At 42.9% G+C, this 25,829-nt stretch carries 25 protein-coding genes; 1 reads left to right on the forward strand and 24 read right to left on the reverse strand.

Annotated elements, in window-relative coordinates; genetic code table 11:
• Nucleotides 1-24: 24 nt before the first annotated feature.
• The 23 genes from MJ257_RS08365 to MJ257_RS08475 form a co-directional block, all read right to left on the reverse strand.
• On the reverse strand, nt 25-1,086 hold the full coding sequence (locus MJ257_RS08365) for an NAD-dependent epimerase/dehydratase family protein (protein ID WP_240268816.1): 1,062 nt from the start codon (nt 1,084-1,086) through the stop codon (nt 25-27).
• Nucleotides 1,067-2,437, reverse strand: a complete 1,371-nt coding sequence (locus tag MJ257_RS08370; RefSeq protein WP_240268817.1) for a UDP-glucose dehydrogenase family protein — start codon at nt 2,435-2,437, stop codon at nt 1,067-1,069. Before MJ257_RS08370 ends, MJ257_RS08365 begins: the two co-directional genes overlap by 20 nt.
• 29 nt (nt 2,438-2,466) lie before the next feature.
• Nucleotides 2,467-3,039 carry an acyltransferase gene (locus tag MJ257_RS08375; RefSeq protein ID WP_240268818.1) on the reverse strand — a complete coding sequence of 191 codons (573 nt, stop codon included), beginning with the start codon at nt 3,037-3,039 and terminating at the stop codon, nt 2,467-2,469.
• 32 nt (nt 3,040-3,071) lie between these two features.
• On the reverse strand, nt 3,072-4,553 hold the full coding sequence (locus tag MJ257_RS08380) for a flippase (protein ID WP_270406687.1): 1,482 nt from the start codon (nt 4,551-4,553) through the stop codon (nt 3,072-3,074).
• Nucleotides 4,550-5,683 (reverse strand): polysaccharide pyruvyl transferase family protein, encoded by a 1,134-nt coding sequence (locus tag MJ257_RS08385; protein WP_240268820.1) that lies wholly within the window; start codon nt 5,681-5,683, stop codon nt 4,550-4,552. Before MJ257_RS08385 ends, MJ257_RS08380 begins: the two co-directional genes overlap by 4 nt.
• Before the next feature lie 25 nt (nt 5,684-5,708).
• Nucleotides 5,709-7,118 carry an O-antigen polysaccharide polymerase Wzy gene (wzy, locus tag MJ257_RS08390; protein ID WP_240268821.1) on the reverse strand — a complete coding sequence of 470 codons (1,410 nt, stop codon included), beginning with the start codon at nt 7,116-7,118 and terminating at the stop codon, nt 5,709-5,711.
• A gap of 30 nt (nt 7,119-7,148) precedes the next feature.
• Nucleotides 7,149-8,210: a glycosyltransferase gene (locus MJ257_RS08395; protein ID WP_240268822.1), complete on the reverse strand. Its 1,062-nt coding sequence runs from the start codon at nt 8,208-8,210 to the stop codon at nt 7,149-7,151.
• An 11-nt stretch (nt 8,211-8,221) separates the two neighbouring features.
• Nucleotides 8,222-9,376, reverse strand: a complete 1,155-nt coding sequence (locus MJ257_RS08400; RefSeq protein WP_240268823.1) for a glycosyltransferase — start codon at nt 9,374-9,376, stop codon at nt 8,222-8,224.
• Nucleotides 9,373-10,656 carry a glycosyltransferase family 4 protein gene (locus MJ257_RS08405; protein WP_240268824.1) on the reverse strand — a complete coding sequence of 428 codons (1,284 nt, stop codon included), beginning with the start codon at nt 10,654-10,656 and terminating at the stop codon, nt 9,373-9,375. The genes MJ257_RS08400 and MJ257_RS08405 overlap by 4 nt, the downstream gene beginning before the upstream one ends.
• A gap of 5 nt (nt 10,657-10,661) precedes the next feature.
• Nucleotides 10,662-11,642 carry a GDP-mannose 4,6-dehydratase gene (gmd, locus tag MJ257_RS08410; protein ID WP_240268825.1) on the reverse strand — a complete coding sequence of 327 codons (981 nt, stop codon included), beginning with the start codon at nt 11,640-11,642 and terminating at the stop codon, nt 10,662-10,664.
• Between the two features lie 13 nt (nt 11,643-11,655).
• Nucleotides 11,656-12,609, reverse strand: a complete 954-nt coding sequence (gene fcl / locus MJ257_RS08415; protein WP_240268826.1) for a GDP-L-fucose synthase — start codon at nt 12,607-12,609, stop codon at nt 11,656-11,658.
• Between the two features lie 13 nt (nt 12,610-12,622).
• Nucleotides 12,623-13,300, reverse strand: coding sequence for a sugar transferase (locus tag MJ257_RS08420; RefSeq protein ID WP_240268827.1), 678 nt, complete (start codon nt 13,298-13,300; stop codon nt 12,623-12,625).
• Nucleotides 13,301-13,315: 15 nt separating this feature from the next.
• Nucleotides 13,316-14,206 (reverse strand): UTP--glucose-1-phosphate uridylyltransferase GalU, encoded by an 891-nt coding sequence (gene galU, locus MJ257_RS08425; RefSeq protein WP_240268828.1) that lies wholly within the window; start codon nt 14,204-14,206, stop codon nt 13,316-13,318.
• A gap of 135 nt (nt 14,207-14,341) precedes the next feature.
• Nucleotides 14,342-15,421, reverse strand: a complete 1,080-nt coding sequence (locus tag MJ257_RS08430) for a nucleotidyltransferase domain-containing protein (protein WP_240268829.1) — start codon at nt 15,419-15,421, stop codon at nt 14,342-14,344.
• 310 nt (nt 15,422-15,731) lie between these two features.
• Nucleotides 15,732-16,376 (reverse strand): CpsD/CapB family tyrosine-protein kinase, encoded by a 645-nt coding sequence (locus MJ257_RS08435; RefSeq protein ID WP_240268830.1) that lies wholly within the window; start codon nt 16,374-16,376, stop codon nt 15,732-15,734.
• 13 nt (nt 16,377-16,389) lie between these two features.
• Nucleotides 16,390-17,154, reverse strand: a complete 765-nt coding sequence (locus MJ257_RS08440) for a YveK family protein (protein ID WP_240268831.1) — start codon at nt 17,152-17,154, stop codon at nt 16,390-16,392.
• 45 nt (nt 17,155-17,199) lie between these two features.
• Complete coding sequence (locus tag MJ257_RS08445) at nt 17,200-17,961, reverse strand: tyrosine-protein phosphatase (protein ID WP_240268832.1); 762 nt, start codon at nt 17,959-17,961, stop codon at nt 17,200-17,202.
• 163 nt (nt 17,962-18,124) lie between these two features.
• Nucleotides 18,125-19,936 (reverse strand): ABC transporter ATP-binding protein, encoded by a 1,812-nt coding sequence (locus tag MJ257_RS08450; protein WP_240268833.1) that lies wholly within the window; start codon nt 19,934-19,936, stop codon nt 18,125-18,127.
• Nucleotides 19,937-19,956: 20 nt separating this feature from the next.
• Nucleotides 19,957-20,448, reverse strand: a complete 492-nt coding sequence (locus MJ257_RS08455; protein ID WP_240268834.1) for a lasso peptide biosynthesis B2 protein — start codon at nt 20,446-20,448, stop codon at nt 19,957-19,959.
• A 4-nt stretch (nt 20,449-20,452) separates the two neighbouring features.
• Complete coding sequence (locus tag MJ257_RS08460; RefSeq protein ID WP_240268835.1) at nt 20,453-20,752, reverse strand: lasso peptide biosynthesis PqqD family chaperone; 300 nt, start codon at nt 20,750-20,752, stop codon at nt 20,453-20,455.
• A gap of 175 nt (nt 20,753-20,927) precedes the next feature.
• Entirely contained in the window at nt 20,928-21,869 is a 942-nt protein-coding gene (locus tag MJ257_RS08465; protein ID WP_240268836.1) for a phosphoenolpyruvate carboxykinase (ATP), read from the reverse strand.
• An 86-nt stretch (nt 21,870-21,955) separates the two neighbouring features.
• The gene (locus MJ257_RS08470; protein WP_240268837.1) at nt 21,956-22,081 is read right to left on the reverse strand and encodes a paeninodin family lasso peptide; all 126 of its coding nucleotides are present in this window, start codon (nt 22,079-22,081) and stop codon (nt 21,956-21,958) included.
• Between the two features lie 32 nt (nt 22,082-22,113).
• Nucleotides 22,114-24,048, reverse strand: coding sequence for an asparagine synthase-related protein (locus tag MJ257_RS08475; RefSeq protein ID WP_240268838.1), 1,935 nt, complete (start codon nt 24,046-24,048; stop codon nt 22,114-22,116).
• A 349-nt stretch (nt 24,049-24,397) separates the two neighbouring features.
• Between MJ257_RS08475 and MJ257_RS08480 the strand changes: the two genes are divergently transcribed.
• Nucleotides 24,398-24,769, forward strand: a complete 372-nt coding sequence (locus MJ257_RS08480; RefSeq protein WP_240268839.1) for a helix-turn-helix domain-containing protein — start codon at nt 24,398-24,400, stop codon at nt 24,767-24,769.
• 1 nt (nt 24,770) lies between these two features.
• Here MJ257_RS08480 and MJ257_RS08485 read toward each other — a convergent pair whose 3' ends face one another.
• The gene (locus MJ257_RS08485; RefSeq protein ID WP_240268840.1) at nt 24,771-25,823 is read right to left on the reverse strand and encodes an LCP family protein; all 1,053 of its coding nucleotides are present in this window, start codon (nt 25,821-25,823) and stop codon (nt 24,771-24,773) included.
• Nucleotides 25,824-25,829 lie beyond the last annotated feature (6 nt).

The raw sequence follows: 25,829 nt of genomic DNA on the forward strand, positions 1-25,829 counted from the left end.
ACACATCTCCCTACCATTTGCACTCTATATACCTACACCCAGCTTCCTGACGATCTCTTCCTTATAGTACTCGCAATACCAATCCGTGAACTTTTGCAGGCCTTCTTGAATTGAAGTATTCGGTTTAAACTCAATCACCTTTTCCAATAAATCGGTGGACGCATAGGTTGCAGGGACGTCACCCGGCTTTATCGGTTCATAGGATTTTTGGAAGACGACTTCTCTGCCTAATGAATGGCTAAGGCATTGCTCCAAGGTTTGAATAAAGCTCATTAACTTTTCCGGTCGATTATTTCCAATATTAAATATCTGATGAAGTATATCTCCCTCCTTCCTAGATGCCGGATGGCTAAGTAGACGTTCAATCCCCTCCACAATATCGTCAATATAAGTGAAATCGCGGTATAGGTCGTGATCAAAGTCGCCGTTGTTGAAGATTTTGATGGGCTTGCCTGAAAAATAGTGCTGGGTGAATCCAAAATAGGCCATGTCGGGACGTCCCAACGGCCCATAGACGGTAAAGAAGCGGAGTCCGGTTACCGGAATCTTATACAGATGGCTATACGTATGAGCCATTAGTTCATTCGATTTTTTAGTTGCAGCATAAAGAGAAACAGGATGATCCACCGGATCGGTTTCTTCAAACGGCACTTTTGTATTCGCACCGTACACCGAACTGGAAGATGCATAAAGGAGGTGCTTCACCGGATGATGCCTGCATGCCTCTAGAATGTTATAAAAACCGATGACATTGCTTTGCATATAGGCATCAGGGTTCTCTATGGAATACCTTACCCCGGCTTGAGCCGCTAAATTGACTACAATATCAGGCTTATATACTTCAAACGCGTAAGATACTGCAGCCTTATCCGAAATATCACCATAGATAAAGGTGAACTCCTTGAATTTTCTTAGTAACTCTAACCGAGTATACTTAAGGTTAACGTCGTAATAGTTATTTAAATTATCAATACCGACAACCAGATAACCTTGTTCCAATAACTTCTTGGATAAATAATATCCAATGAAGCCCGCTGCCCCAGTAATTAAGTAAGTTTTACTTTGATCAAGCGTGTTGTAAGGCATCGTTCGTCACCTCCACTCCCTCTTGTCTTCTCGCCGGTCTTCTTCCAATGGAGTGATACTCGATCCCAGCTTGTTGCATTTGATCAACTTCATAAATATTTCTTCCATCAAACACTAAAGGAGTTCTCATTAAGCTCTTAAAAGACTTCGGTGAAATGGCCTTGATCTCTTCCCATTCTGTGAAGATGAAGCAGACATTCGCCCCATCCAAGGCCTGCTCGATGTTACGGACATACGTCATACTACCTTTAGGATGATTACCTTCGGGATAAGATTTAGCAAAGTTCTTTGCCCCCACAGGATCATAAGCATAAATATCTGCGCCTTGTTCGAGTAGTAGAGGAATATTCTCAAGAGAGGCCGCTTCCCGCAAATCATCGGTACCCGGCTTAAAGGTTAATCCGAGGACCGCTACCTTAAGGCCGTTAAAGGTAATCAGCCTATTGCTGGCTTTCTTGAACAATATCTTCTTTTGCTCGTTGTTTACCTCAATCGCTGCCTTCACCGTCCGGAGTGCATAACCTTGTTGCCGTGCAATATACTCTAGAGCTTTCGTGTCCTTAGGAAAGCATGAACCGCCGTAACCAATACCCGCATTGAGAAACTTGCTACCAATCCGAGCGTCATAGCTCATTCCACTGGCAACATCCTGAATGTCCGCACCCACCAGTTCGCAAAGATTGGCAATATCATTCATGTAGGATATTTTTAACGCAAGGAAATCGTTAGATGCATACTTAATCATTTCAGCTGACCTTCTATTCACGGAAACAATAGGCAAATGAAAAGGCTGATAGATCTGCGTAAGCAGCTCTTCAGCCCATTGACTTTCTGTACCTATGATGATTCTCTCGGCATGCAAGGTATCGTGTACTGCAGAGCCTTGTGCCAAAAATTCAGGATTGGACGCCACTTCTACTTTGACGTCGTTGATTAAGAAATCGTGAATAAATTGTTCAACCTTATCATTGGTTCCAACTGGAACGGTTGATTTCACGACTACCAGACAATCTTGTTCAACGGATTCAGCAATTTGCCTTGCCACGGTTGCGATATACGAAAGATTGGCTGAACCATCAGGCTGCTCTGGCGTTCCCACCCCTATGAAGATGGCATCTGCATCCCGGTATGCCGATTGGTAATCGGTCGTATAACGGATCCGCCCGGCTTCAAAATTCTTCTGCATTAATTCCTCTAATCCCGCTTCATAGATTGGAGAAACACCAGATTTCAACAGCTGAACTTTAGCTTCGTCAATATCTACGCAAGTTACTTGATGCCCTACTTCCGCAAAACATACACCGGCAACCAAGCCAACGTATCCGGTTCCTGCAACGGCGATTTTGAACATGGGTTCACCTTCCTTATTTTGTTTGATTATTACTGCTCTAGACGTTTGATCACTTTTGCAGGATTACCTGCAATTACGCTATTTGCCGGATATTTTCCGCTGACGACGGCTCCTGCCCCTACAACACAACCTTCTCCAAGCACGGTCCCTTTCAAAATGATACTATTACAACCAATAAAGCAGTTATCACCTATAACGATCGGCCTGGTTCTGATTCTTTCCTTGAGGTCCGCGTTTCTTGCCTCAATTTCGATGGGATGAAAATCATTGTCCAGGATTTTCGCATTGCCGCCAATGTGGGTATTATCACCAATGGTGATGGATTTCCTGGCGTATAGGGTCGCTCCGGAAATGCCAACGTTATTTCCTATAATGATGGAAGCTTCTTTCGTTCTAGTAACGATGATCGTTCTCGAGTACAGTCCAACTAAGTTGGATAAAAAGGAGGACTTGACCACGACATCATTTCCTAACCTCATAGTTGCTCCAGCGTGGTTGTAGATAACCGGAATTCCCTTTAGCAATAACCCGGTACCATATTTAATGTTTAACAACCTTAGAACGATTTTAAAAAAATTACTATTCAAATCAATCATCCCCATTTGTGAAATCGATCTCTATCAGCCTTCCCGGGTTATTCATTCGAAACCTTTACCTTCCTTTTGACTCTTTGTTTGATCGAAAAAATACGAATAACGCGTATAAACAACTCGTTTCTCGTTTTCACAAAATAAAGAGTACAGATGGACATGTAGATGGATGCCCCAATGAAAATTTCACCCAAAAGCATGAAAATAGATGGCTGCGTGTAGGAGGAGATCACGGTTACTACACTAAACATGACCAGTCCACTGAAAAGGTATATAACCCCCTGCCTGAAAAATTTATAGAGGTGAAGTTTCTTTCGAACGCAGTAGGTTTGATAAATAGAAACAAAAAGCTCTGCAGAAATGGTTCCGATCGCAGCTCCTATGGCTCCCAACATAGGAATCGTGATGAGGTTGATGGCAAAATTCAATACAGCACCAAAACAGACCGCTTTCACATAGACGTGTTCCATTTTATTAGGGATCAGATATTGCATGCGAATCACATTGGCCCATGAGATAAACAACACCGTGATCGTAAGTATCTTTGTAATCACGATACTGTCCTCAAAGCCTTTGCCATAAAAAATAGGAATAAAATCATTGGATATGGACGCTAATCCAAACGCTATGGCGCATCCCATAAACATCGCTACTTGCATGGACTTCTCTAAATATTTTTCGAGCTCTTCGTTTTTGTTGTTTGCCACTAAGTTGGACATCTTTGGCAACATGACCGTGCCGAGTGCAACGATCGCTGCCAAACAAATATTAATCAGTTTTTCGGAGTACTCATAATATCCGACTTCAGCCATCGTGCTGAAGTTCCCGATCATGATCTTACTCATGATTCGATATATGCTTGTTGCTATTAGTGGTACAAATAACAGCAAATTGGGTTTGAAATGTTGAAATACAGTACGATAATCGGTTTTAACAAATGAAACAAACTTCCTGACAAACATCCATAAGTAAATCTGTCCCACAAAGTAGCTCAACGTCATAATCAGGGTATATTTCCATAAATCACCCACTGATTTGACAAAAATGAATACACAGACAACCGTTATTAGTTTGATTAATATCTTTCTTGTTACCGTTTTTTTGAATTCCTCTAGTCCAAAAAAGAACCAATTGATGTCCAAAAGGGCCGAAGCGACAAAGATCATTTGAAAAGCAGCAATTAAGAAGTTTTCCTTAACGCCTAAGCACAAGTAAATGACGTATGCGGTGATGGATAGTGCTGAAGTCATGACTTGAAAAACAAAAATGCTTGAAAAGGTTTTATTGAGCTCATCTTGGCCTTTATCCCGAACGGCAGAGATCGATCGATTCCCGTAATTATTGACGCCGAGCATCGCGAAATACAAAAAGTATTGGGCGATTGAGAAAGTATAGGAATAAATCCCCGCCCCCTCCGCTCCAATCACACGTGCCAAATACGGAGCTGTAGCTAACGGCAAGATCATGATGAGTACCTGATAAATCATGCTATATAAGAAATTGAGGGTGGAGGATGATTTTTTCATTTAGAATAAGCTTTCTCATATTTATTACTGGATTCCATTCTTGCGGTCTGTATGGCACTTTTCATGACTTCAATATTCATTTTCGCCGTCCTCCGAATGGAATCATCAATGGTAATGGGTTTATCATGGTACGTTTCGATCATCTGTTCGACGATTTCCGGATTCACTTCCGAAAACAACTTACACCGACCCTCTTCTCCGATTTGCCGATAATATCTAAGCGTTTTTTGTTTGTGTACCGGGAAAGATACGACGGATTTGCCTAATGAAGAACTAATAATCCCTACGTGTAGTTTAGGGGTAATGACAAAATCCACTTTATTTAGCAGTGCAGTTAATTGCCATGCACTTGAATATTTATAGAAATACTTTTTTTCACATTGTAGTGATTTAATGGACTTAAATTGATTAATATCAAAATTTGACTTTCCATCGTTCCCAAAAATAACGCCGTATTCGGGGTGCTTCCTCAAAAAGCGATTTAAGCCCTCGACGATATTTTGGAATTTCACATCATCCTTTGGCGTAATCCCGACATGTAGAAAAATTAATTTTTGATCCGCAAACAGTTGATTAATCGTTTCTTCTTCTTTAAGGTCAATATGTTCAACCATGGTCCGGTCGATCACTTGCGCCGTATCGCAGGTGACCTGGATATGGTTTTTCACTCCATTATTTAGAAAATACTCTTGGGTCTCATGATCTCGAACCGTTATGTACATCGCCCTATTCATAATAAATTTAATGACCTTCAGCAGCATTCGGTTTGAAATAGGCCCGCCGCCTACCCCACAGATAACAACCTTCTTCTTCCTAAGCAAATAAAACAAGCCAATCCAAAAATAGCGAAAAAAGCGTTTAAGATGATCTTTGAAATGCGGAGTAGTTTCTCCAAAATATCCCCCTGACATATAAACCAGCAAATCCGCTTGAAAAAAATCCTTTAAAGACATTCTGCTCGTATATTTCAGCTCATCGCGATAAAACTGGCCGATCCCATAGTGCGGCATTTCCATAAATAGAACATCCTTGGATGGTAAAGCTTCGCACGCCCCCCTATAAAACAAGTCTGCGAATAAAACATCTCCATAATTAGAACCATTGGTTGCTCCGTGTATAATTACTTTCATATGAACACCTCTTTAGATTTTCATTTCACGATAGTTGGGCCGGCAGCGTGCGTTTGCTTTTCGTAATTCGTCTCCTTCTCGCGGTCATTACTTCAACCGTGATCTGGAGAAGCACCGCAAAAATAACAATGACAAAGTTAAACGCTAAGACATTACGTGACCAAAGCATAAATAACGAACCGAGTTGGAAGAAAAACAACAGTCTTCTGCTATTACTGCAAACCGATTCTATATAACTGCTCAGTTTTCCGAGTAGGAAAAAAGCAATCACAATCCCGAGGACTCCAAAATTAATATAGATCTCGGCAATATAAGAGAATCCTCTGCCATAATGTCCTAGATAGTTCAAGACATTACTTGGATTGTAGAAGGTTGTTTTGTACAGGTCGGATTCAACAATGAAGTTCAAAGTTGAAATCGATAAAGACGGTACAATCATCGTCATGCCATATTGGAAAGAATAAATCCCCGTATCAATGGCTGATAAAATGATCGAAAAAGGATTAAGTTGCTGCCCCATTTCCAACAACGCATCTCTTAGTCCAAACGATCCCGATAACAACGTTTCAAATCCATCTTTCCTTGTATTTGAAACCATCGGGTTGATCACCAGAACAAGAATCAAGGTGCCGATGATCAAGGATTTAGGTACGCCTTTACCCGAAAATACTTTCATGCGCCACACATACACACCTATTGCAATCGCTAAAGGATAAAGAATTTCATTTCTGTTCCCGGTAAACATCAGGATGATGAACATCACGCTTACCGGAATCAAAAACCGGGGAAGATCCTTCTTTTCCGCGAAGAACAAATAAGTGGGCATCGCTACCCAGGTCGCCCTCAAGATATACATCAATGCCGACTGTTGCCGGAAGAAGTCCTTCACCTCAATATAGTTGGTTAACGGCAACCGACCGGTAACTACCTCGAACACAAGCCATAAAATGTAGAAGTAAATAATGCCTAATGAAAGATTCATGAATAATTTTCTTTCCGCTGGAGAAAAAGTCGAAAATCGGAGCGTCTTTTTCTCTGGGGTTATATTTGCCTTTCTCTTCGACATCATGATGCCAAACACAAATGAAAAAACACCTATATGGTAGTAGGCGTTTGCTAAATTAAAATAATCCATGTACGAGTGCCTTAGAGAGGCTATTGTTTCATACTCCGAGGGATTCAACATGACCAAAATGTCATAACCGAAACAGGATATAATGGTGTAGAGCAATATAATGTACGTAGGCCCAAAAACAACGATTTTCTTGGTTGTCGATATTTTGACAATAAATAGTACGGCAGCAAGGCCGTACACTTGCATAGCCGTTTTGGGATCTACAACATGATCATTCACGATAATCGCCATACTAAAAAATAGAGAAGCAACTAGTAGTGTATTTAATCCCCATGCTCCAAACCTCAACTTTTTCTTCATAATCATCCTTTTCCCTTTACAGTATAATGGTTACACTGTAGCTTCTATAAACTGGAGCCATCTACTAGCAATGATTTCAGATGATAACTTTTCTCGAATTTCAACTCCCTTCTTGCTGAACTGCCTACGCAATTCATCATCACTCATTAACCGGTCTAACGCGGATTCCAGACGATCGACATCTCCAACCGGAACCAAAAAACCATTCACGCTGTCCTGGATCATATCTTTTGGGCCCCCTATTCGACAGTTCGTCGATATGGAGGGAATCCCCAAAGCCAATGCTTCAGCTAATGAATTCGGAAATCCCTCGTTATTTGAAGAAAGCACAAAAATAGCGTCTTTCCGTATAATGTCTAAAATATTGGGTACGGCCTCATAAATGGTAATGCGATCTTCAAGATGTTTTTGTGCAATCAAGTTCTCTAATCGCTGCTTGTTAGGTCCGTCCCCATAAATGGCAACCGTAAATTCAGGGTGTTTTTTACACACTCTCGAAAATGCTTCAATAATGATTTCTTGATTCTTTGCATTCACTAAACGAGCCGTGTTAACAATTCTTGGATTTCTTGTTTCATCATGAACCTGAGGAAGATGGGTGATGTCTAATGGATTGGGTATGACGACTTTTTTTAGCCGAGGAAGGAAATCAAAGTGCTTTTCCGCTTCACTCGTCTGAAATACGGCTCCGGTTGCATAGCGATAAGCAACGTACCGGAGCATTTTAAACCTGGCCGGGTAAACGGCAGGGTCGTTCCTTTCGCAAACAAAAACAGGAACTCTCGTAAATGGTGCACACAATGAACATAGGATGGATGGAATGACGGCGAAACCGATAATCGCATCGTAATTTCCCGTTCTTATTTTTCTGAAGATTACCGAGAATTTTCTGATGTTTTTATTTCTGTATTTATCACATTCAGCATAGTTGATATCAATTTTGGAGTTAAAGGTAAAGTGTTTTTCTTCTTTTTTATTCAACACCAGGATGTCGATGTCATGCCCTTGTTTTATAAATGCATCTGTTAAAATACTAGCTGCCTTTTGCTCGCCGCCGATGCCTAACGAAGAAATCACAAACAACATTCTCATCGTTATTCTCCTTAATTCGGTATTGCCAATGAGTTCGATTCGCCATGAATCATTTGCTTATACCTTAGTAAGAGGTCGTTAATTTTCAACTTTTCTTGTGTGTAGTTTTCCAATTGATTCAACATCACATCGTATTCTTCCTGACTCATTGCGGCAAAGCTCTCTAGTTGATCGATCATTTGTTCAATGTTATGGAGTTCAAACACATAACCGCCGTTCCCATGCAGATCATCCCAAGGTGTCGTTTCTTTGCTTATCATTGGAATGCAATTCGCAATCATTGCTTCTACGATGACATGACCATAATTCTCCGATAAGGTAGGGAATAAGAAGCCATGGTAGTTATAGTAGATCTTTCTTGCATCCATCATGTTTAATAGTCCACAGTAACGAACTTGAATATGCTCCCCAGCTTGTTTGATGATTTCTTGACATTGATTCCAATAAGCTTCGTCTTCTACAGGGCCATAGATATCAAATACAACCCTAGCGTTTAGTTTGACTACCGCTTTTAAGGCATCCAGCAAATTCTTTTTAGGATGAATCCGAGAAATAAACAAGAGCTTCAACTCATTTACCTCTTTGGCTAATGGCGATACACTGTATTTTTTTCCATGCAAATTAGGTAACATGATGATTTCCTCATTAGGTATGGATAGGTATTTTTGGAGTTGCACATATTCTTCATCACTTGTAATTTGAAACTTCAATCCATTAAAATACCTCAACGTTTTCATGATCTTTAAATAAGTAACCTTCTTCAATTTCTTCATGGCAAGAATATTAATGCAAATTTCCCCTCTTGTCGCCACTACTACGGGGATGTTAAGTTTCCTTGCTGAATCAATCGCCGGTTTATTCAAACGGATACTGAATACGCCGGTTAGATAGACCATCGAAACGTCATACTCCTTCAAAAGGGAGTAGAAATTTTTCCTTGTGTACTCTCTTTCATCAAGATACAATACGGACGCTTTGCCAATTCGATTCCATCCATCTCTGATATTCGCATAGACTTCTCGTTTTCCATGATCATGATTGCTGGTAACGATGCGGATATCGTATTCGTCACCAAAATATTCCACGAAGTTAGAGATGCTGCTAACAGGTCCTCCATATCCTGTACCGGGTATATATCCATATATGAATATAAATATCGTTTTCATCGAGCCCTCCCAGGGACGAAGACGTACTCATTGTCACTATCTAAGATTTCATCAATAAACTTCTTGATCGAGACATCCTTTGTAAGATGATGGACTAAATAGTCCCTTCCACGCTGGCTCATTTCAGCAAGTATCGGGGTATCCTTCTCACGAAGAAATCGTTCTAGGATCGCTTCGACTTCGTCGTAATTCCCCGGTTCCGTCACATAGCCGGACTTGGTTTCCTCAATGATTAACCTTGCTTCCGAACCCTCCTCAAGTACGCCAAGAAGCGGTTTTCCTGCAGCAAGAATGCCGTACAGTTTACTTGGGACAGACACGCCTTTAATTCCTTTCGCATTAATGCACCAGTGGACATCGCCGGCATTGAGGCTGTAAATCAGCTCCGATTTATCTTGATACGGGATAAAAGTTACGTTTCGGAGATGAAACTTGTCTTTATAAAGGACCAGTTTATCCCGAATGGTTCCTTCTCCCACAAATACGAAGGCTACATCCTCTCTATCCTTAAACTTCTGAATCACATGCATCAAATTTTCCAGATCGTAATAAAGGCCCAGGTTACCTGAATACATAATGATGAATTTATTTGCCAATCCGTATTTCTCTTTGAAAGCTATGACTTTAGGATGATCCGACCGCAAAGGATAGATTTCCTTTTCATCGATCCAGTTGTTAATGAACGCATGATTTGGTACCTTTGTTCCGTTAAATCTGCTCTTTAAAGTTTCGATGAGATCACGACCAACCACAATGACCTTGTCTGCACGCTTGCAGCTAAACTTGTCTATCCACATCATTACATTTAGAATGAGTTTATTGTTGCTGTACCCTACAGCCATGGTCTGCTCGGGGTTGAAGTCATGGACATTATAGATGAATTTGGCTCGCTTCAACCATTTCCCCCAAACACCGATCAACCCACCTAGGATCGGCGGTTGAGAAATGGAATACACGTAATCCATCTTTCCAACCTTCCAGGTAGCCATCATAGCACCAAAAAAATAACTCAATATATTTCTGATCCTGCTCACTTTGTTGCTCTTGGTGAATTCCGGAACTCGTATCCTGAGCACCTTTACACCGTTGATTTCTTCCAAGTAGTACTTGTTCTTCTTATACTCGTCAGAAATGGTTCCTGTATAAGAAGGAACCACGCAAATGATCGTGATATCAAATGCGTGAAGCATGCCTTCAGCCATTTCTCTTAAAATCTGACCTGTGGACGCGACATCTGGAACATAATAATGGGCATAAATTAATAGCTTTTTCTTTTCCATACTCACTAATTAACCAATGAGAGGTTTTGATTCGAATTTTTGATAAAATCGCTGTCCACCATCATTTTAATCAACTCTTCGAAGCTTACTTCTAATTCCCACCCCAACTTCTCCTTCGCTTTAGAACAATCACCAAGCAACAAATCCACCTCAGCCGGGCGGAAATATTTAGGATCGATGACGACATAGTCTTCATAGTTTAACCCGACGTAGGAGAAGGCCACCTGCAGCAACTCACGAACGGTATGCGTTTCACCCGTGGAGATCACATAATCGTCGGGTTGATCCTGCTGCAGCATTAACCACATGGCCTTCACATAATCCCCTGCAAAACCCCAATCCCTTTTAGCATCAAGATTACCCATGCGGAGATCGCTCTGCAGTCCGAGCTTAATCCGGGCAACGGCGTTGGTCACCTTACGTGTAACGAACTCCATACCGCGGCGAGGGGATTCGTGGTTAAACAAGATTCCGGAACATGCGAACATGTCAAAGCTCTCGCGATAGTTCACCGTAATCCAATGCCCGTAAGCTTTAGCTACTCCATATGGACTGCGAGGATAAAAGGGCGTCGTTTCCTTTTGAGGGGTCTCCACCACTTTTCCGAACATCTCGCTGCTGGATGCCTGATAAAATTTGGCATCCGGCTTGGCTATACGCACCGCTTCAAGCATATTCGTTACGCCCAACCCCGTAGTCATCCCTGTAAATATGGGCTGCGGCCAGGACGTTTCCACGAAAGACTGGGCAGCAAGGTTATAGACTTCGTCCGGGTCAGATATCCTGACGGCTTCGATCAGCGAAGAAAGATCGGACAGATCACCCGAGAGCCATTCAATTTCATCCTTGATATGCTCAACGTTCTCATAGTTCGGCGTACTGGTTCTACGCCGAACGCCGTATACCTTATAGCCTTTCTTCAGGAGAAGCTCCGCCAGGTAAGAACCATCCTGACCTGTAACACCTGTAATTAATGCCTTCTTCATTCCGAATCTCCTCCTAGATCGCTACAACTTTACGAAGTTGATGTTCGTTATTTACAAACCATTGATAGGTTGCTGCTAGACCATCTTCCAACGGAATGGATGCTTTCCAGCCCCACTGGTTCAGCCTGGTTACATCGACGAGCTTGCGCGGAGTCCCGTCCGGCTTGCTCGTATCAAATACGATCCGTCCGCTATAGCCGACGACTTCTTTGATTTTCTCCGCAAGCTCGCGAATGGAGATATCCTCCCCAACTCCAATATTGATGATTTCATCCTCTTCATATTGATTCATGAGATAGACGCAAGCGTCCGCTAAATCATCAACATGAAGAAACTCGCGTCTTGGATTGCCAGTTCCCCAAATTTCCACAAATTCGGCACCACTATGCTTCGCTTCATGAAACTTTCGGATGAGCGCCGGCAACACATGCGAACTGTGAAGATCATAATTATCGTTGGGACCGTACAAATTGGTCGGCATGACGGAAATAAATTTCGTCCCATATTGGCGATTGTAGGCTTGGCACATCTTGATGCCGGCGATCTTCGCGATTGCATACGGTTCGTTGGTAGACTCCAGCTTGCCGGATAGTAAGTACTCCTCTTTCATGGGTTGCGGGGAATATTTCGGATAAATGCAGGTACTCCCCAAGAAAAGCAGCTTCTCGACACCGGCCCGGTAAGCCGAATCGATAACACTGTTTGCGATCAGCAGGTTATCGCGAATAAAAATCGCCGGGTACTCGTTATTGGCGACGATTCCCCCTACTTTAGCCGCAGCGAGAAACACGTACTCAAACCGTTCCTCCTGGAAGAAGGACAACACTTGATTGGAGTCCCGCAAATCCAGTTCAGCCGAGGTTCGAACCACGATATTTTCATAACCCTCAGACTGTAGTCGGCGCACAATAGCCGAGCCGGCCAGGCCGCGATGGCCCGCCACAAAGATTTTCGATGTTTTTTCCACAATATACCTCCGCTTAGAAAGCGTCATTAGGGCGAATCAAAATAATAAACGTCTTAAAAATCAGCTTTACATCATAAAAAAAACTACGTTCCGAGATATACTTCAAATCCAGATCCACCATTTCCTCAAATCCGACACTGTTTCGGCCGCTCACTTGCCACAATCCCGTACACCCCGGAGTTACCTCCAGCCTCTTCATGTGGTACGCATTATACTCTTTCACTTCCCTAGGCAGCGGCGGCCTCGGGCCAACTAGGCTCATCTCGCCTTTCAACACATTGATCATCTGCGGCAATTCATCCAAGCTCGTTTTTCGGATCAGCTTACCTATTTTCGTGACACGCGGGTCCTCTTTGATCTTGAACATATGGCCGCTAACTTCGTTTTGATTCAGCAGCTGTTCCAGCAGCTCTTCCGCATTCGAAACCATCGAGCGAAACTTATACATGTTGAATGGCCTTCCGTTCTTGCCTACCCGTTGCTGCTTAAATAGGATGGGCCCTTTCGGATCCTCTAACTTAATAAGTAATGCAATCAGAATCAGCACAGGTAGTAAAAGGAGGATGCCGAATGATGCTCCGAGAAAATCCATCGTTCGCTTAGCAGCTAAATATATGCTCCGAGTTTTAGAGGAAACTGAGACATAGGACCCTGTTTCAATAACTTGTGCTTCATTCGTTGCATTTTGCATCCAAGGTTACACTCCTTATCCGATTTCTCTATGGACAAGATCTTTATAGATGAGACTTTCCATGGCTTTTAATAAATCACCGCGGAGCTCATTATCTCTTAAGGCAAAGTCTAAAGTAGTCAGGATAAATCCCAGCTTCTCTCCGACATCGTATCGGATGCCATCGAAATGATACGCATTGACGCCCTGAGTGGCGTTCAATTTCTGAATCGCGTCGGTTAGCTGGATTTCTCCCCCTGAACCCCTCTCTTGCGTCGATAGAATGTCAAAGATCTCCGGAGCCAGCACATACCGCCCCATAATCGCCAAATTCGACGGAGCGGTTCCAAACGGCGGTTTCTCTACGAAATTGCCGACTTTATATAACCGCCCGTTTTTGCCTAAAGGATCGATAATTCCGTACCGGGTTGTTTCCTGATCCGGAACCGGCTGAACTCCAATGACGGATGTACCCGTTTGTTCATACTGATCGATCAGCTGCTTTAAGCAAGGAACTTCGCTATGTACGATATCGTCTCCTAACAGCACAGCGAATGGCTCATTGTCGATAAAGCGTCTTGCGCACCACACGGCGTGCCCCAATCCCTTGGGTTCCTTCTGTCGAATAAAGTGAATGTCTACGCTAGAGGAACGAAGCACTTCCTCAAGCAGCTTCAATTTCCCTTTCTCCTCCAGGTTGGTTTCAAGTTCGTAGGCGTGATCGAAATGGTCCTCAATTGCACGTTTTCCTTTTCCTGTCACGATGATGATGTCTTCGATGCCCGAATCGATCGCTTCCTCCACAATGTACTGGATGGTCGGTTTGTTAATGATCGGGAGCATCTCTTTCGGCATCGCCTTTGTCGCCGGAAGAAATCTGGTGCCGAGTCCCGCTGCTGGAATGATCGCTTTACGTACCCTCTTCATGTTCATTCGCTCCTCCAATCAAGTCTCCATTGAATTTTTCGATGATTGATAAAAAACAAAGATTTGCCAATTTCCCATGAAGGAACTCGGCAAATCTTGGCTTTTCATTTTACATTATCATTTTTATCAGCCAGGCTAGGGCCTATATCCTTGTCTGACCTTACGTGGAATTATTCTAGAGATTCGTCTCAACACCCTAAAGATAGGACAAATGACAAAGTAAAGGAAATGCAGAGCTTTGGGCAGGCGCAGCAGGTCTATATCCTCTTTTCGTGGAGATACTAACTGGATCAGCAGATCTATTTTATACCTGAATTTTTTACGTGAAAAATGATATCGTGTACGCCCATGACCGCTGATCAAATGAGCTGCAAGTACAGCAAAGCGAATAGCCTTTCGATTAGGAACCAATTTGACCGAAAACGACTTCATAGGGGTATGAAACAGTTCACCCAATAGTAGAAGGGTTTGCGAAAACTCCAATCGAAACTTATAGGTGTCCAACATCTCTTCAACTGCACGCCAATCGATGGGTTTCTGGACAAGGAAATGGATGTCCAATAGCCAACGCAGGCGAAACCAACCATGTCGAAACCCGTGCGATACTAAACTAAAAAACAAGTCCTCTCTGCCCAAAAAATCAACTGAAAAATTGGAAAAGGAGCAAGTGTCCTTCCGGGACCACAATTCATCGAAGGAGGGTTCCTTCCCTCTTTCCGGCTCTAGTCTCCAATGAATTTCGACTTCCAGTTTTTTCCTCGGATGATAGTAGGACGTGTGATGTCTCTTCTTCATGTCAACGGCGTCCTCATTGACGTACCCCAGCGTCCGTAACGCTTCATCTGTATTCTTCAAGTCCTCTAAAGGCACTAGAATATCCAAATCCTTTGATGTTCTTAAAGAAATATCGCCATAAAGCTCTTTTCCAAGGACCGGGCCTTTCAGAATCAATGATCGGATGTTGTTGTCACATAATAACCTTGTTACAAGTTCCAGTTCTTGAGTGAGGCGAAGCATCTTGATCACATTGCGATTTGATTCTTGTTTTAACGACATGACGACTTTCTCAGGAACAATTGTAAGCTCATAAGTTCTAATATTTCGATAGACTAGAGGATATACACGGTGATGCATGCATAATTCTAGAAAGTAATCCCAATCCATTTCGGGGTATTCTCTGGATAGGCGTGTTGGAAGCTCCGGATCCATATCCATTCCTATGAGAGAGAGAAGTAGTCTCAACTCTTTTGGATACGTCTTGAAAATTTCTCCAACCTCCAAATTACATGATCCTCCCTAAAGTAAACTAAAAAAACGAATGAAATAGCTGGGCATCAAACCCGTCCTCACTCCATACCATCGACGATCAACGTCTAAGGTTTCTTGAACCCACAGCATGGCCGAGTGCCTACATTTGATAAAGGTGTAGTAGACATTACCTATAGATACCGTATATCTAATAGCTACTACCTATATATTAGATATGGAGCATCCATGATCGAGATTAAGACTCTCCCGCTCGCTTTTAATAATAGGCTTGCTCTCGTTTATTTCTTCGGTGGCGTTTGACATTGTTAAGCACTACGCCTAGTAGTCTAGCTTTGACGTAATCTAATTGTTCTTTCACCTTGATCACGGAATCGTGCTTGGCTTTTCCTGAGTTCACAACGAGAATTGCGCCATCACATTGGGCCGCGACAACCTGTGCATCTGTAACCGTTAGGGCAGGTGCAGAATCGACAATAATAACGGAATAATTCATCTTGAGCTCATTGAGCATCTCCGAAAAAGCATCAGAGGAAAGCATTTCCGAAGGGTTAGCCGGCAACGGCCCCGACGGGATGATCGATAAATGCTCAATGTGTGTTTCCTGAATCATTTCATGAATCAGATGTTTTTTTGCAATGATATTGGAAAGACCGCCTTTATTATGCTTGTTAAAAATGTGATGAATGGATGGTTTGCGTAGATCCGCGTCAATCAGCACCACACTTTTTCCAGCTTGGGCGAAAGCAAGCGCCATGTTCACCGCTGTTGTCGTTTTTCCTTCTCCCGGTTTTGCAGAAGTCACGGCGATTGTCTTCAGTTCATCATCGAACGAAGAAAACTCGATGTTTGTCCGAAGCGAACGATACGATTCCGCGATGAAGGATCTCGGATTCATATCCATGATCAATGGGTATTTATGAATTGACTGTCGCATAAGTAGCCCCCTCCGCTTCAGGTTTGCTTCGTTTTTCTTGCCGTGAAATCAAGTCCTTTCTTGTAATCACAGGTACAGCGGCAAACGTAGGTACTCCAAGCAGCCCTGCAATATCGGCTTCGCTTCTCACGGTATCATCCAGATATTCAAGGAGGAATGACATTCCGACGGAAATGATAAGCGCTGCAATAAGTCCAACTATAATAAACTTAAGCGGGTTTGGAGAAACGTCATACGCAATTTTCGCTTCACTCAGAATCTCTACATTGTCAACGCTCATAATCGTTGGTATCGTTTCTTTAAATACAGCTGCCACGGCGTTCACCGTATTGATGGCATTATCATACGATTGATCTTGTATCGCTAAAGTCATCACTTGCGAATCATTGACCGTTCCGACTTGAATTCTTCCAATTAATTGTTCCGCCGTAAGTCCTAACTCAGGGTGCTGTTGTGCAACCCGGTCCATGACCGCGTAAGTCTTTATGATTTCCTTGTATGTATTTACCAGCTGTATATTTAAGTTGACCTCATTAATGCTAAGCTGACCTGCTAAATCCTTACTTTCTTTCGATTGATTCACGATGATCTTGGAGCTTGCTATAAAATTGGGATTCGTAAAAAAGTAATTATATAAACCTGCAGCCAAACATCCGACAATTACGCAAACTGCGATAAGCCACTTTCTTTTCCATACAATTGCGGCATAATCCTTAAGGTCCAACTCCAATGATGAATCCCTCATGAGCATAATCTTCCTCTCGCATAGTTATTAATTGCTAAACATTCATTAATGAAAGAAAAAGAATTTCTTTTTTGGTTTTTCAAGCATTAACTTTTCGATGGGAAGGTCTTCCACCAGCTTTTCCGAATTCTCCATATAATAATTTCGATATTCCTTTCCCAGTGTTCGATCCACCGCCTCGTATGCTTCACTGAGTGTGAATCCACGGTTAGATACGTTATGCGCATCGGAAGCAATGAAATGAATCAAATGCTGCCTGCACAGATCCAAACAAAATTCTTGAAGCTTCTTCCCCCTTTTGCCCGCGATCGAGTGTGCCGTTAATTGGCTTAATGCCCCCCGCTCGACTAGTTCGGATAACCGCTTCGGATTTTGAAAAATGGCGAAGTTTCGTTCTGGATGAGCGATAATCGGAACTAACCCCAGCTTTCGTAGTTGATCAATTAAGTTCAAGACTTGAACCGGAGTTTGCATCGTAGGCAACTCAAGCAGCAAATATCTACTGCCCGCTAAAGTAAGCAATCTCCCTTCCCGGTAATCATTGAGAATTTCACCATAGACACGAATTTCTTGACCAGGAAGGATGTGCAAAGAGATATTCCGCTGAAACAGAGTCTCATTTAAGCGCTTAATAGCACGAAGAACTTGATCCGACTCATTCCGATAAAACTCATTCGCATGATGGGGAGTGGCTATGATACTCCGTACTCTTTGTGCTTCTGCTTGCATGGCCATCTCGATCGATTGGTCTATATCCTTAGATCCATCATCCAAGCCAGGTAGAATATGACAGTGAATATCGATCATTTCACGCTTTCCTTCCAGTTAAGCTGCTCTTGACCATTTCAGCCTTGTGATACTAATAGTATCATTTAGATTTATAATTTGACTTTACGATACAGTTTGTATCGTGTCAAGTAAATTTTTTTAAATTTTGTCACATTTCATCGAAAGCGCATTCATTTAGATTCTATGATTGCACATTCAGCTCTGTTTGATATTTCAATAACCTGCCAAATACGCCACTCGCTTCTTGAGAAAGCTGCTGGTAACCTCCCTCCTGTATGACCTTTCCATTTTCCAACACAACCACTTGATCCGCGTTTCGAATCGTCGATAACCGATGTGCAATGACAATGATGGTCATCTCCCCTTTAAGACGGTTAAGGACGTCCTGGATTCTCTTTTCGTTTTCGACGTCTAAAGAGCTTGTCGGTTCATCAAGTATTAGAATTGAAGGCTTTCGTAGGATGGTTCTTGCTAATACCAAACGTTGCCTTTCGCCTCCGGATAATCTGACACCACGATCACCGACTTCGGTATCCAAACCTTGCGGAAGCCGTTTAATAAATTCATCCGCCGCGGATAGCTTCAATGCATCCCATATATCGTCTTCGCTTGCATCCGGATTCATGATCAAGAGGTTATCCCTAATAGTTGTATGGAATAGGAAGGGGTCCTGCGAAACATAACCAATTGATTGTCTCAGAGACAGCACCATTTCATCCGTAAGCGGGGTTCCGTCAACGAGTACTTGCCCGCTCTCAGGCCATATCAGGCCCATCAACGTATCGATTAAGGTGCTTTTGCCAGCTCCGGATTTTCCGACAATCGCCGTCATCTCGTTGGCAGGAACAAACAGGCTCACATTATTCAGAGCATACATTTGACCGTTCTGATCATATCGGAAAAATAAGTTGCGACACTCGATGCCTTCCGTAATCCGCAACGGACTCTGATTATTGTGGTGATGTTCCAAAGCTATCGTTTCAATGGCACTTTCACATTCTTGCTGCAATTCGACCAAGTTTTTAAAAGAAGGTATCACCGATGCCATTTGTTCCATGTTGGACTGAATGCTTGTAAATTTGGGCCATAACCGTGAAAAAAGAATGATAATAATCATTAGCTGGCCGGTCTGCGCTTGGAATACATTTAAGGATATATAAATGAATACCCCGATTAGAATGGCCGAAGAAACTTTATATAATAACTGGGAATTCGATTGCATTCTCATTTGCTTAATGACATTGGTTTCGATGTCACGATTCAATTTACGGAACCAGGATATTTGCGACCGTTCAAGCATGTTGCTCTTGATATCTTTAATTCCGTTAAACTGATCATTGATCCCGGCGTAATAACGTTTTGCCAGCTCGGTGGTTTGGTTTCCGTATTCACGAGAATATTGAATAAACGTTCGCGATATCAACGCCAGCAAGATCCCGCACAAGAGGACCAACAGGGTAATCTTATAAGATAACCAGAGCGCGATGCCGATCTGAATCGCCATAAAAGTCATGGATGTGAGCAGCCGTAAAAAAAGAGTCGTCCCCTGATTCACTCTACCTAGTTCAGAGGTCAGGATATGCTGAAAATCAGACTTCCTTCGTTTTAGGTGGAAAACCCAGTTTGCCTTTAGCAGAGCCTGATAAATATCTAATCTGATGTTTCGCATAAAACCCTGTTGAATCTTGGCATCCAATACAGACTGATACTTCTGAAACAAGGCCTGCGCCGCAATGATAACACTAAAGCTCCCTAAAATAACGATAAGTTGATACGTCTCTGGGATCCCCTTCAACACGGTATCGAAAATGGCGAAAAACGAATATTCTTCCGTAGACAGTTGAAAGATTCCGATTAAACCAAGCATGGGTACAAGCAGAAAGATACCGATCCCGTCAAGCAGGCTAATCATGATCATGCTGAGTAAATTGATGACCAATTTGATGCCTGCAAAATCATACATTTTTCTTATGAATAGTAAAATATTTTTCATTGATTCTCCTCTTATACGGACTAACCCACAATTTCCTGGTTCTTTACGGTTTCTCGACTCTGATTGGATTTCAATTGTTTTCCGAATTTTGCAACAACCGTGAACTTCTTCATTTCCTCGAATCCTGTAAGATAAATTGGGCCACTTCGCAGCCATGCGTGGGCAATCATTTTGCCTGAATGGTCCTTAGAGGTTCCTAAGTATAACGTTGATTCTATACCTCTCCGTTCCAGCATCTTCATGGCGGCTACCGCCCTGACCATACATGCGCTTTCCCAAATCGTATGACGGCTCATCTTGCAAACGGCAGAGGAGATTTCTCTTAAGATCGGCGCATTCCTTGGATCATTAGCTAGAGGCGTTTCCACCATTGGGGTGCCTAAGGTCGGAGCTACTCTGGAGAAGGGTAAACTCTTCAAGATACGCGCCCATGCTAAGAAAAAGAAGGCCTCTAAAAAGAGCTTCCGCTTAACTTGGGGGGAACGAATCCACTTCCATACCTGCTTCCACATCGATTTATACGCTTGCTTCTTCAATGTGAATTAGATTTTCTTGAGATAACCGCGTCAGAAACGAGATAACCTGCTCTTCGCAAAGCTCCCGATCAATGTCATACTCGGAGGCAAGGGCGTCCACAAGCTGAGTTACCGTCACCGGCGTAGACACCAGTTCCCAGATTCTCCCGCCCACTTTACCTAGGTTATAATACTTCCCTGTATCGATGCCCATCATGACTTTGTCCCCATCCATGTCGCTGACCAGGTAACCGCTTCGTTGAAAAATCGTGTTGCCTTTTGCCATCAGATCATTCCCCATTTATGGATTCACTCCTTCTCTTAGATACATTTTGTATCATAACAGTTGATATTAATTTATGATACTATTTGTATCAATGTCAAGATTAACTTTTTAATTTTGTCGTATAATCGGTGATTTGTTGTAGGAACAAAAAAAATAGACCCTAATCGGATGTACCGTACAAGGGCCGAATTCACTTTAAAGGCATCGCATCCCGATGGATTTCGGAAAGGATGGAATCCGCCAACTCATGTGCCGTAAAGCTGGTAATCGGTCTGATCAGCCGGAAAAGATTAATCCGATTAATTAGATGGACGGATGTCTTAAAATGCCACTCCTTTAACCCTAAAGGAGCGATAACCGACTTTCGGTAGGTATGGCGAGACAAGACCGATATTCGTTCAATGCCTTGGATCCGCTCAAAACCAAGCTGATCCCCCTGGTTCTTGACAAGTTCAAAAATACCAGCAATCGGTAACGGATCGGGATAGAACTGCGAAGCAACGGGTATGGAAAACTTCGTTTCTCTCTCGAACAAAGGCTGATAATCTTCGCTCTTCATCCCTAGCTGACTCATGCTCTCCTGCCACAGCTTTTGCCGCGGGTAGGACGGCATCACCAGAGGCATATCATCCTCCGTAAACATCACCGGAATAACGTCATCACTCAAAAGCTGATAACCGCGATTTAACAGAACGGTAGCCAGCGTAGATTTGCCGGCTCCAGATTCTCCGACTACAGCATACGCCTTCCCGTTGATAGCAATTGCGCTCCCGTGAAGCGGGAGGATTCTTCGCTGCAGCAAGATTACGCCGATACAGGTACCAAGCAGATACAAGCGCACTTGATTCGGATCCGATCCGTGAGCAGGGGTAAACTGGATCATGTCACCCTCTTGAATACAAAAGATACCTATATCGGGCAGTTTAAACATCACGATATCTTCCCTTACGACAAGTGTCTTCTCCTCTCCCTCGATCTTGTCCCATAACCCAGACAAATCAGCAATTCGGATCGAAATATCGGCTTGATCGACATCTTGACATTGCTGCCCTTGCAATTCAGGAAACAAAATATCGCTAGATATGGTTAATCCGAAAGCTTTATAAGCGGCCATTTGTTTCGTCAGGATCATTTGCTTCACTCCAACTCAACAATAAAATGCCCTTATACACCATCAAAATGTATAAGGGCTTTTGATGATAATAAAAATTGCAGAAATTAGCTGTAATTGACCACATCATCTTCATCTGGCTGCACCGCGTCAGGGATCGATCTACCTGGACCAGCCAAGGTCATTTTCACGTCGAGCACTTCCAATTCTGGCGTTTCCCATACTTGCTTCATCTTCTCACCCCCTCTCCAGAGTTATAAGTAAGTTACGTATACTTCTTGATAAATCTGTAAAAAATCAAACTTCGCATGGCGATTTTAAAATCGTCGCCGAAGATATGACTGGATTCGGGGCCTGACTGAAACTTAGCTACCACTTCCTTAACCAAGCTGGTGTTAATGAAAGGGGCTATTTCCTCATCCGTGCTAACCCGCTGAAGTTCCTCCATGAATAGATCCCAGCTAGGTTTCATCCGGTGGATTCCGTCAGCTCCCTGGACACCGCGGGTCTTCACGTTCATCCTAACCTCGTCAGGTAAATGATTCTTCATGGATCTCCTTATCAGTGATCTGCCTACGCCGTTCTTAACGAATTGATCTTCCGGGACGGATAAACAAAACTTGATGACCCGTAAATCATTAGTGGGATCTCGTTCCCACAAGGAGTAACGCAGTGACATCTTCGTTCCGAATGTTCCGTTAATGTTCCAGAAATATAACTTCTCAAATTGTCTCTTTCGGATCTCATAGGCATTAGAGCGATAAGTCCCCGAGACATCGATGTTGTGCTGCTGCAATTTTTCGAACACATTCATTTTTCTAGCAAACTCCGGATTGATCAACTGTGGGAATGGATCTTCATGATTTACGGATAGATGTTGAACAAAGGGAAAGGCTTTTCTTGCGATAACCGGGAGAAGCTTCGATCGTCTTACGCCTACGACATTGCTATGAAGCTTCAGCTCGTTATAAAACCGGTGCCAATTCATTTTTTTCAGCAAAACAGCCATATAATCCAGACAAGGCCCCCACGATATCGTCCAGTTGCCTCTCTGTCCATTTAACAGCATGCCTACTCCGTGCTGCCGGGCGGACTCATAAATCCCCTTGATCCAATAGGCGTTTTCAAAAAATTTAAAAGGCATCTCGTATGTATCAAGCCAATCATCCACCTCAGATAGTGGGCTTTTCCCCTGAAGATCCAAATAATGATCGGCAATGTTTCCAACGTATTGCACGGTGGAACGGATAAAAGGTCTTTCATTGGCAACTCGGCTTTTCGGTGTCCAATCATCGAAGTCTTCGACGGGCACATAACTGAAGGTATGAAGCTGTTTATTCTGGGCCTGCAGCGCCTTGGCGGCAAAACTGACGACCGAGCCGGAATCCAATCCTCCGCTTAATTGGGCGCCAACCGTACGATGAGTCCGGATTCGAGAGTGTATGGCCTCTTGAAAGACTTCGCGAAATGCCTCTTCATACTCCCCGTCCGATGATAACCGTAACTTCTCCCCCGTCTCAATGGTGCAGTACCTTCTGAATGCAACCTTCCCATTCATTACCGTGATGGTATGGGAAGGAGGAACCTGTTCAATCCGCTTATAGACCGTAGATGTTATATCTACCGCATCGGTGGTAATCGGAATAGCCAGAAATTCGGCGATCCACTGCTCGTTCAGCCCCTTGTCTATGTAGGGAAGTGTAAGTAGAGGCTTGATCACAGTACAGAAGGCGAATCGATAGGGGTCCCTGTAAAAATAAAGCGTTCGGGTTCCGGAAAAATCCCTCGCACCAAAAAGCTTTTCATGCCTTTGGTCCCATATCATAAAGGCAAAATCTCCGACCAGATACTTTGGCGTATCCTCTCCCCACTTATGGTAAGCGAGTAAAATCAGTTCGCTGTCAGTCATGCTTTTTCGCCGCTTATGCTCTAATTGCAGCAGGTTAAATAACTCGGTACGGTTGTCAATGATGGCATCTGCCGTGATCGAAAGTCTTCGTTCGGAGTCGTAATAAGGCAATATTTCAAGCGTGGATTCAGGAGTAACCCATTGGGCGAGACAACCGAAAAAGGTATTCTCATCAAACCAAGTTTGTACCTGATCGGCAGGGTATTTCTGCAAAGCCTGCATCAGTGCTTCAGCATCACTTCGATGAGTATCGGATGTATCATAATTAAGAATTCCGGTAATAGCGCTCACTTTTTCACAGCCTCGCTTAGATCATTTTCGAAATATTTTTTTAGAAATTATTGGATAAATTCATTGGCTTTCCAGTGAAATTTAATATAGAATAGATTATTATAAAAGTGCAATTACGTTAAGCTAATATTGCCCAACAAGCTCACGATGATAGTTGTTCTATTAGCTTCATCAAACCTCATCTCAAAGTCCCAAAAAGCGCATGATACGATTAGCAGCATTCTGCTATATAACTTAAATTTATGCTACAAACTGTATCATGTCAAGCGTGTTTTTTGGATTTGTCTGGTTTCAAGAAAATTCGTATCGGGTAAGAATATTTTAACAACAAAGATTTGAGGGAATATTTATGAACAATTGTGGTGAACGAATTTCGGCTTTGAGAGAGCAGAGAAAGCTAACGCAAGAAGAATTGGCCCTTCAACTGCAGATTTCCCGTGCTGTCTTGTCGCATTACGAGAAGAACAGAAGAAAACCTAATTACACTACGCTTCGTAAAATCGCCGATTTCTTTCAGGTATCGGTCGATTATTTGCTTGGACGTGACGAGGATATCCCACATGAATCCCAGGGTAAACTCCAGGAATTCGCGGATAGTCTGGAGCTTTCGGACGGCCATATTTTGGAGAAGTTTACGCTTACTATTGATGGCAAGGAATTAACGCCAGAAGAAGCAAAGCGATTTATCGCCTTCATCCGGGCTGAAAGATCCATGAATTGAATTACCGTGACAAGCTTGGTTTTACATCTTCATAGATGTAATGCTGAGCTTGTTCTTTTATTTTCTCCAAATCAACCTCCATAATCCAGGCGCCTGAGCTTCTCCCCGCTTTCCAAGATCCGTCGATCGGGAAGCGCTCCTCTTCGGTTACCATAGGTCCATCCTGAAAATATTGATAACCGAGCGATAAAAGCTCGGATCGACTCAAGCTTGTTTCGACATCCGGCATTATTTGCATAAGAAGCGAGGGAATCTTAGCGGCACCCATGGCATTCATCTTCTCTTCAATCGCCTTCAGTACCCGGCGTTGACGTTCCGTCCGCTCAAAATCGCCATTCCCGACGTATCGCACCCGTGAATAGGCGACTGCCTGAATTCCGTTTAGAGTTTGGATTCCATTGTTTGTTAAATGAGCTGGCTCCTTCTTTTGAAGGGAAGAGATTTCGTTAATATATTGATTCATTACGATTACTTCCTCCGGCTTTATGTCGATCTGGATTCCACCAATCGAATCAATCACTTTTTCCATCACAAAGAAATTCACGGAAATATAATCTCGAATATCTGTACCAAAAACTTGATTGATCGTCTTGATGGCCAGCTTGGGACCGCCATAGGCATATGCGGCATTCAGTTTGGCGAAGCCGTGAGCATCAATGGGAACCCAAAGATCTCTCATTAACGAAATCAACTTCACTTTCTGTAATTGAAAATCAAGTGTAAGAATAATCATGGTGTCCGAGCGCCCCCTCTTATTCACGTCACGGTTGTCTAGGCCGAATAGCGCGATGCTTACTATTTCTCCTTCGTTAGAGAGGGGAGAATGGGAAGGCGATGACTTTGGATCTGTTGTGCTCTTTGGACGCGAAATCGATTGAATCCCTAACTCTTCATCTGTAGCATCAAGCGGGACATACTGATAAGACATCATTTTAGACCCGATGTAGATTCCACTGCCAAGCAAGACTAGCAATATCACAATCGGAATCCAAATCCACCTGCTTTTCCGCTTCTTCTTATTGTGTAGCTCAATAGAAACTAAGTCCTTATTCATGCTTAC

Source organism: Paenibacillus timonensis (assembly GCF_022427145.1).
GTDB lineage: Bacteria > Bacillota > Bacilli > Paenibacillales > Paenibacillaceae > Fontibacillus > Fontibacillus timonensis.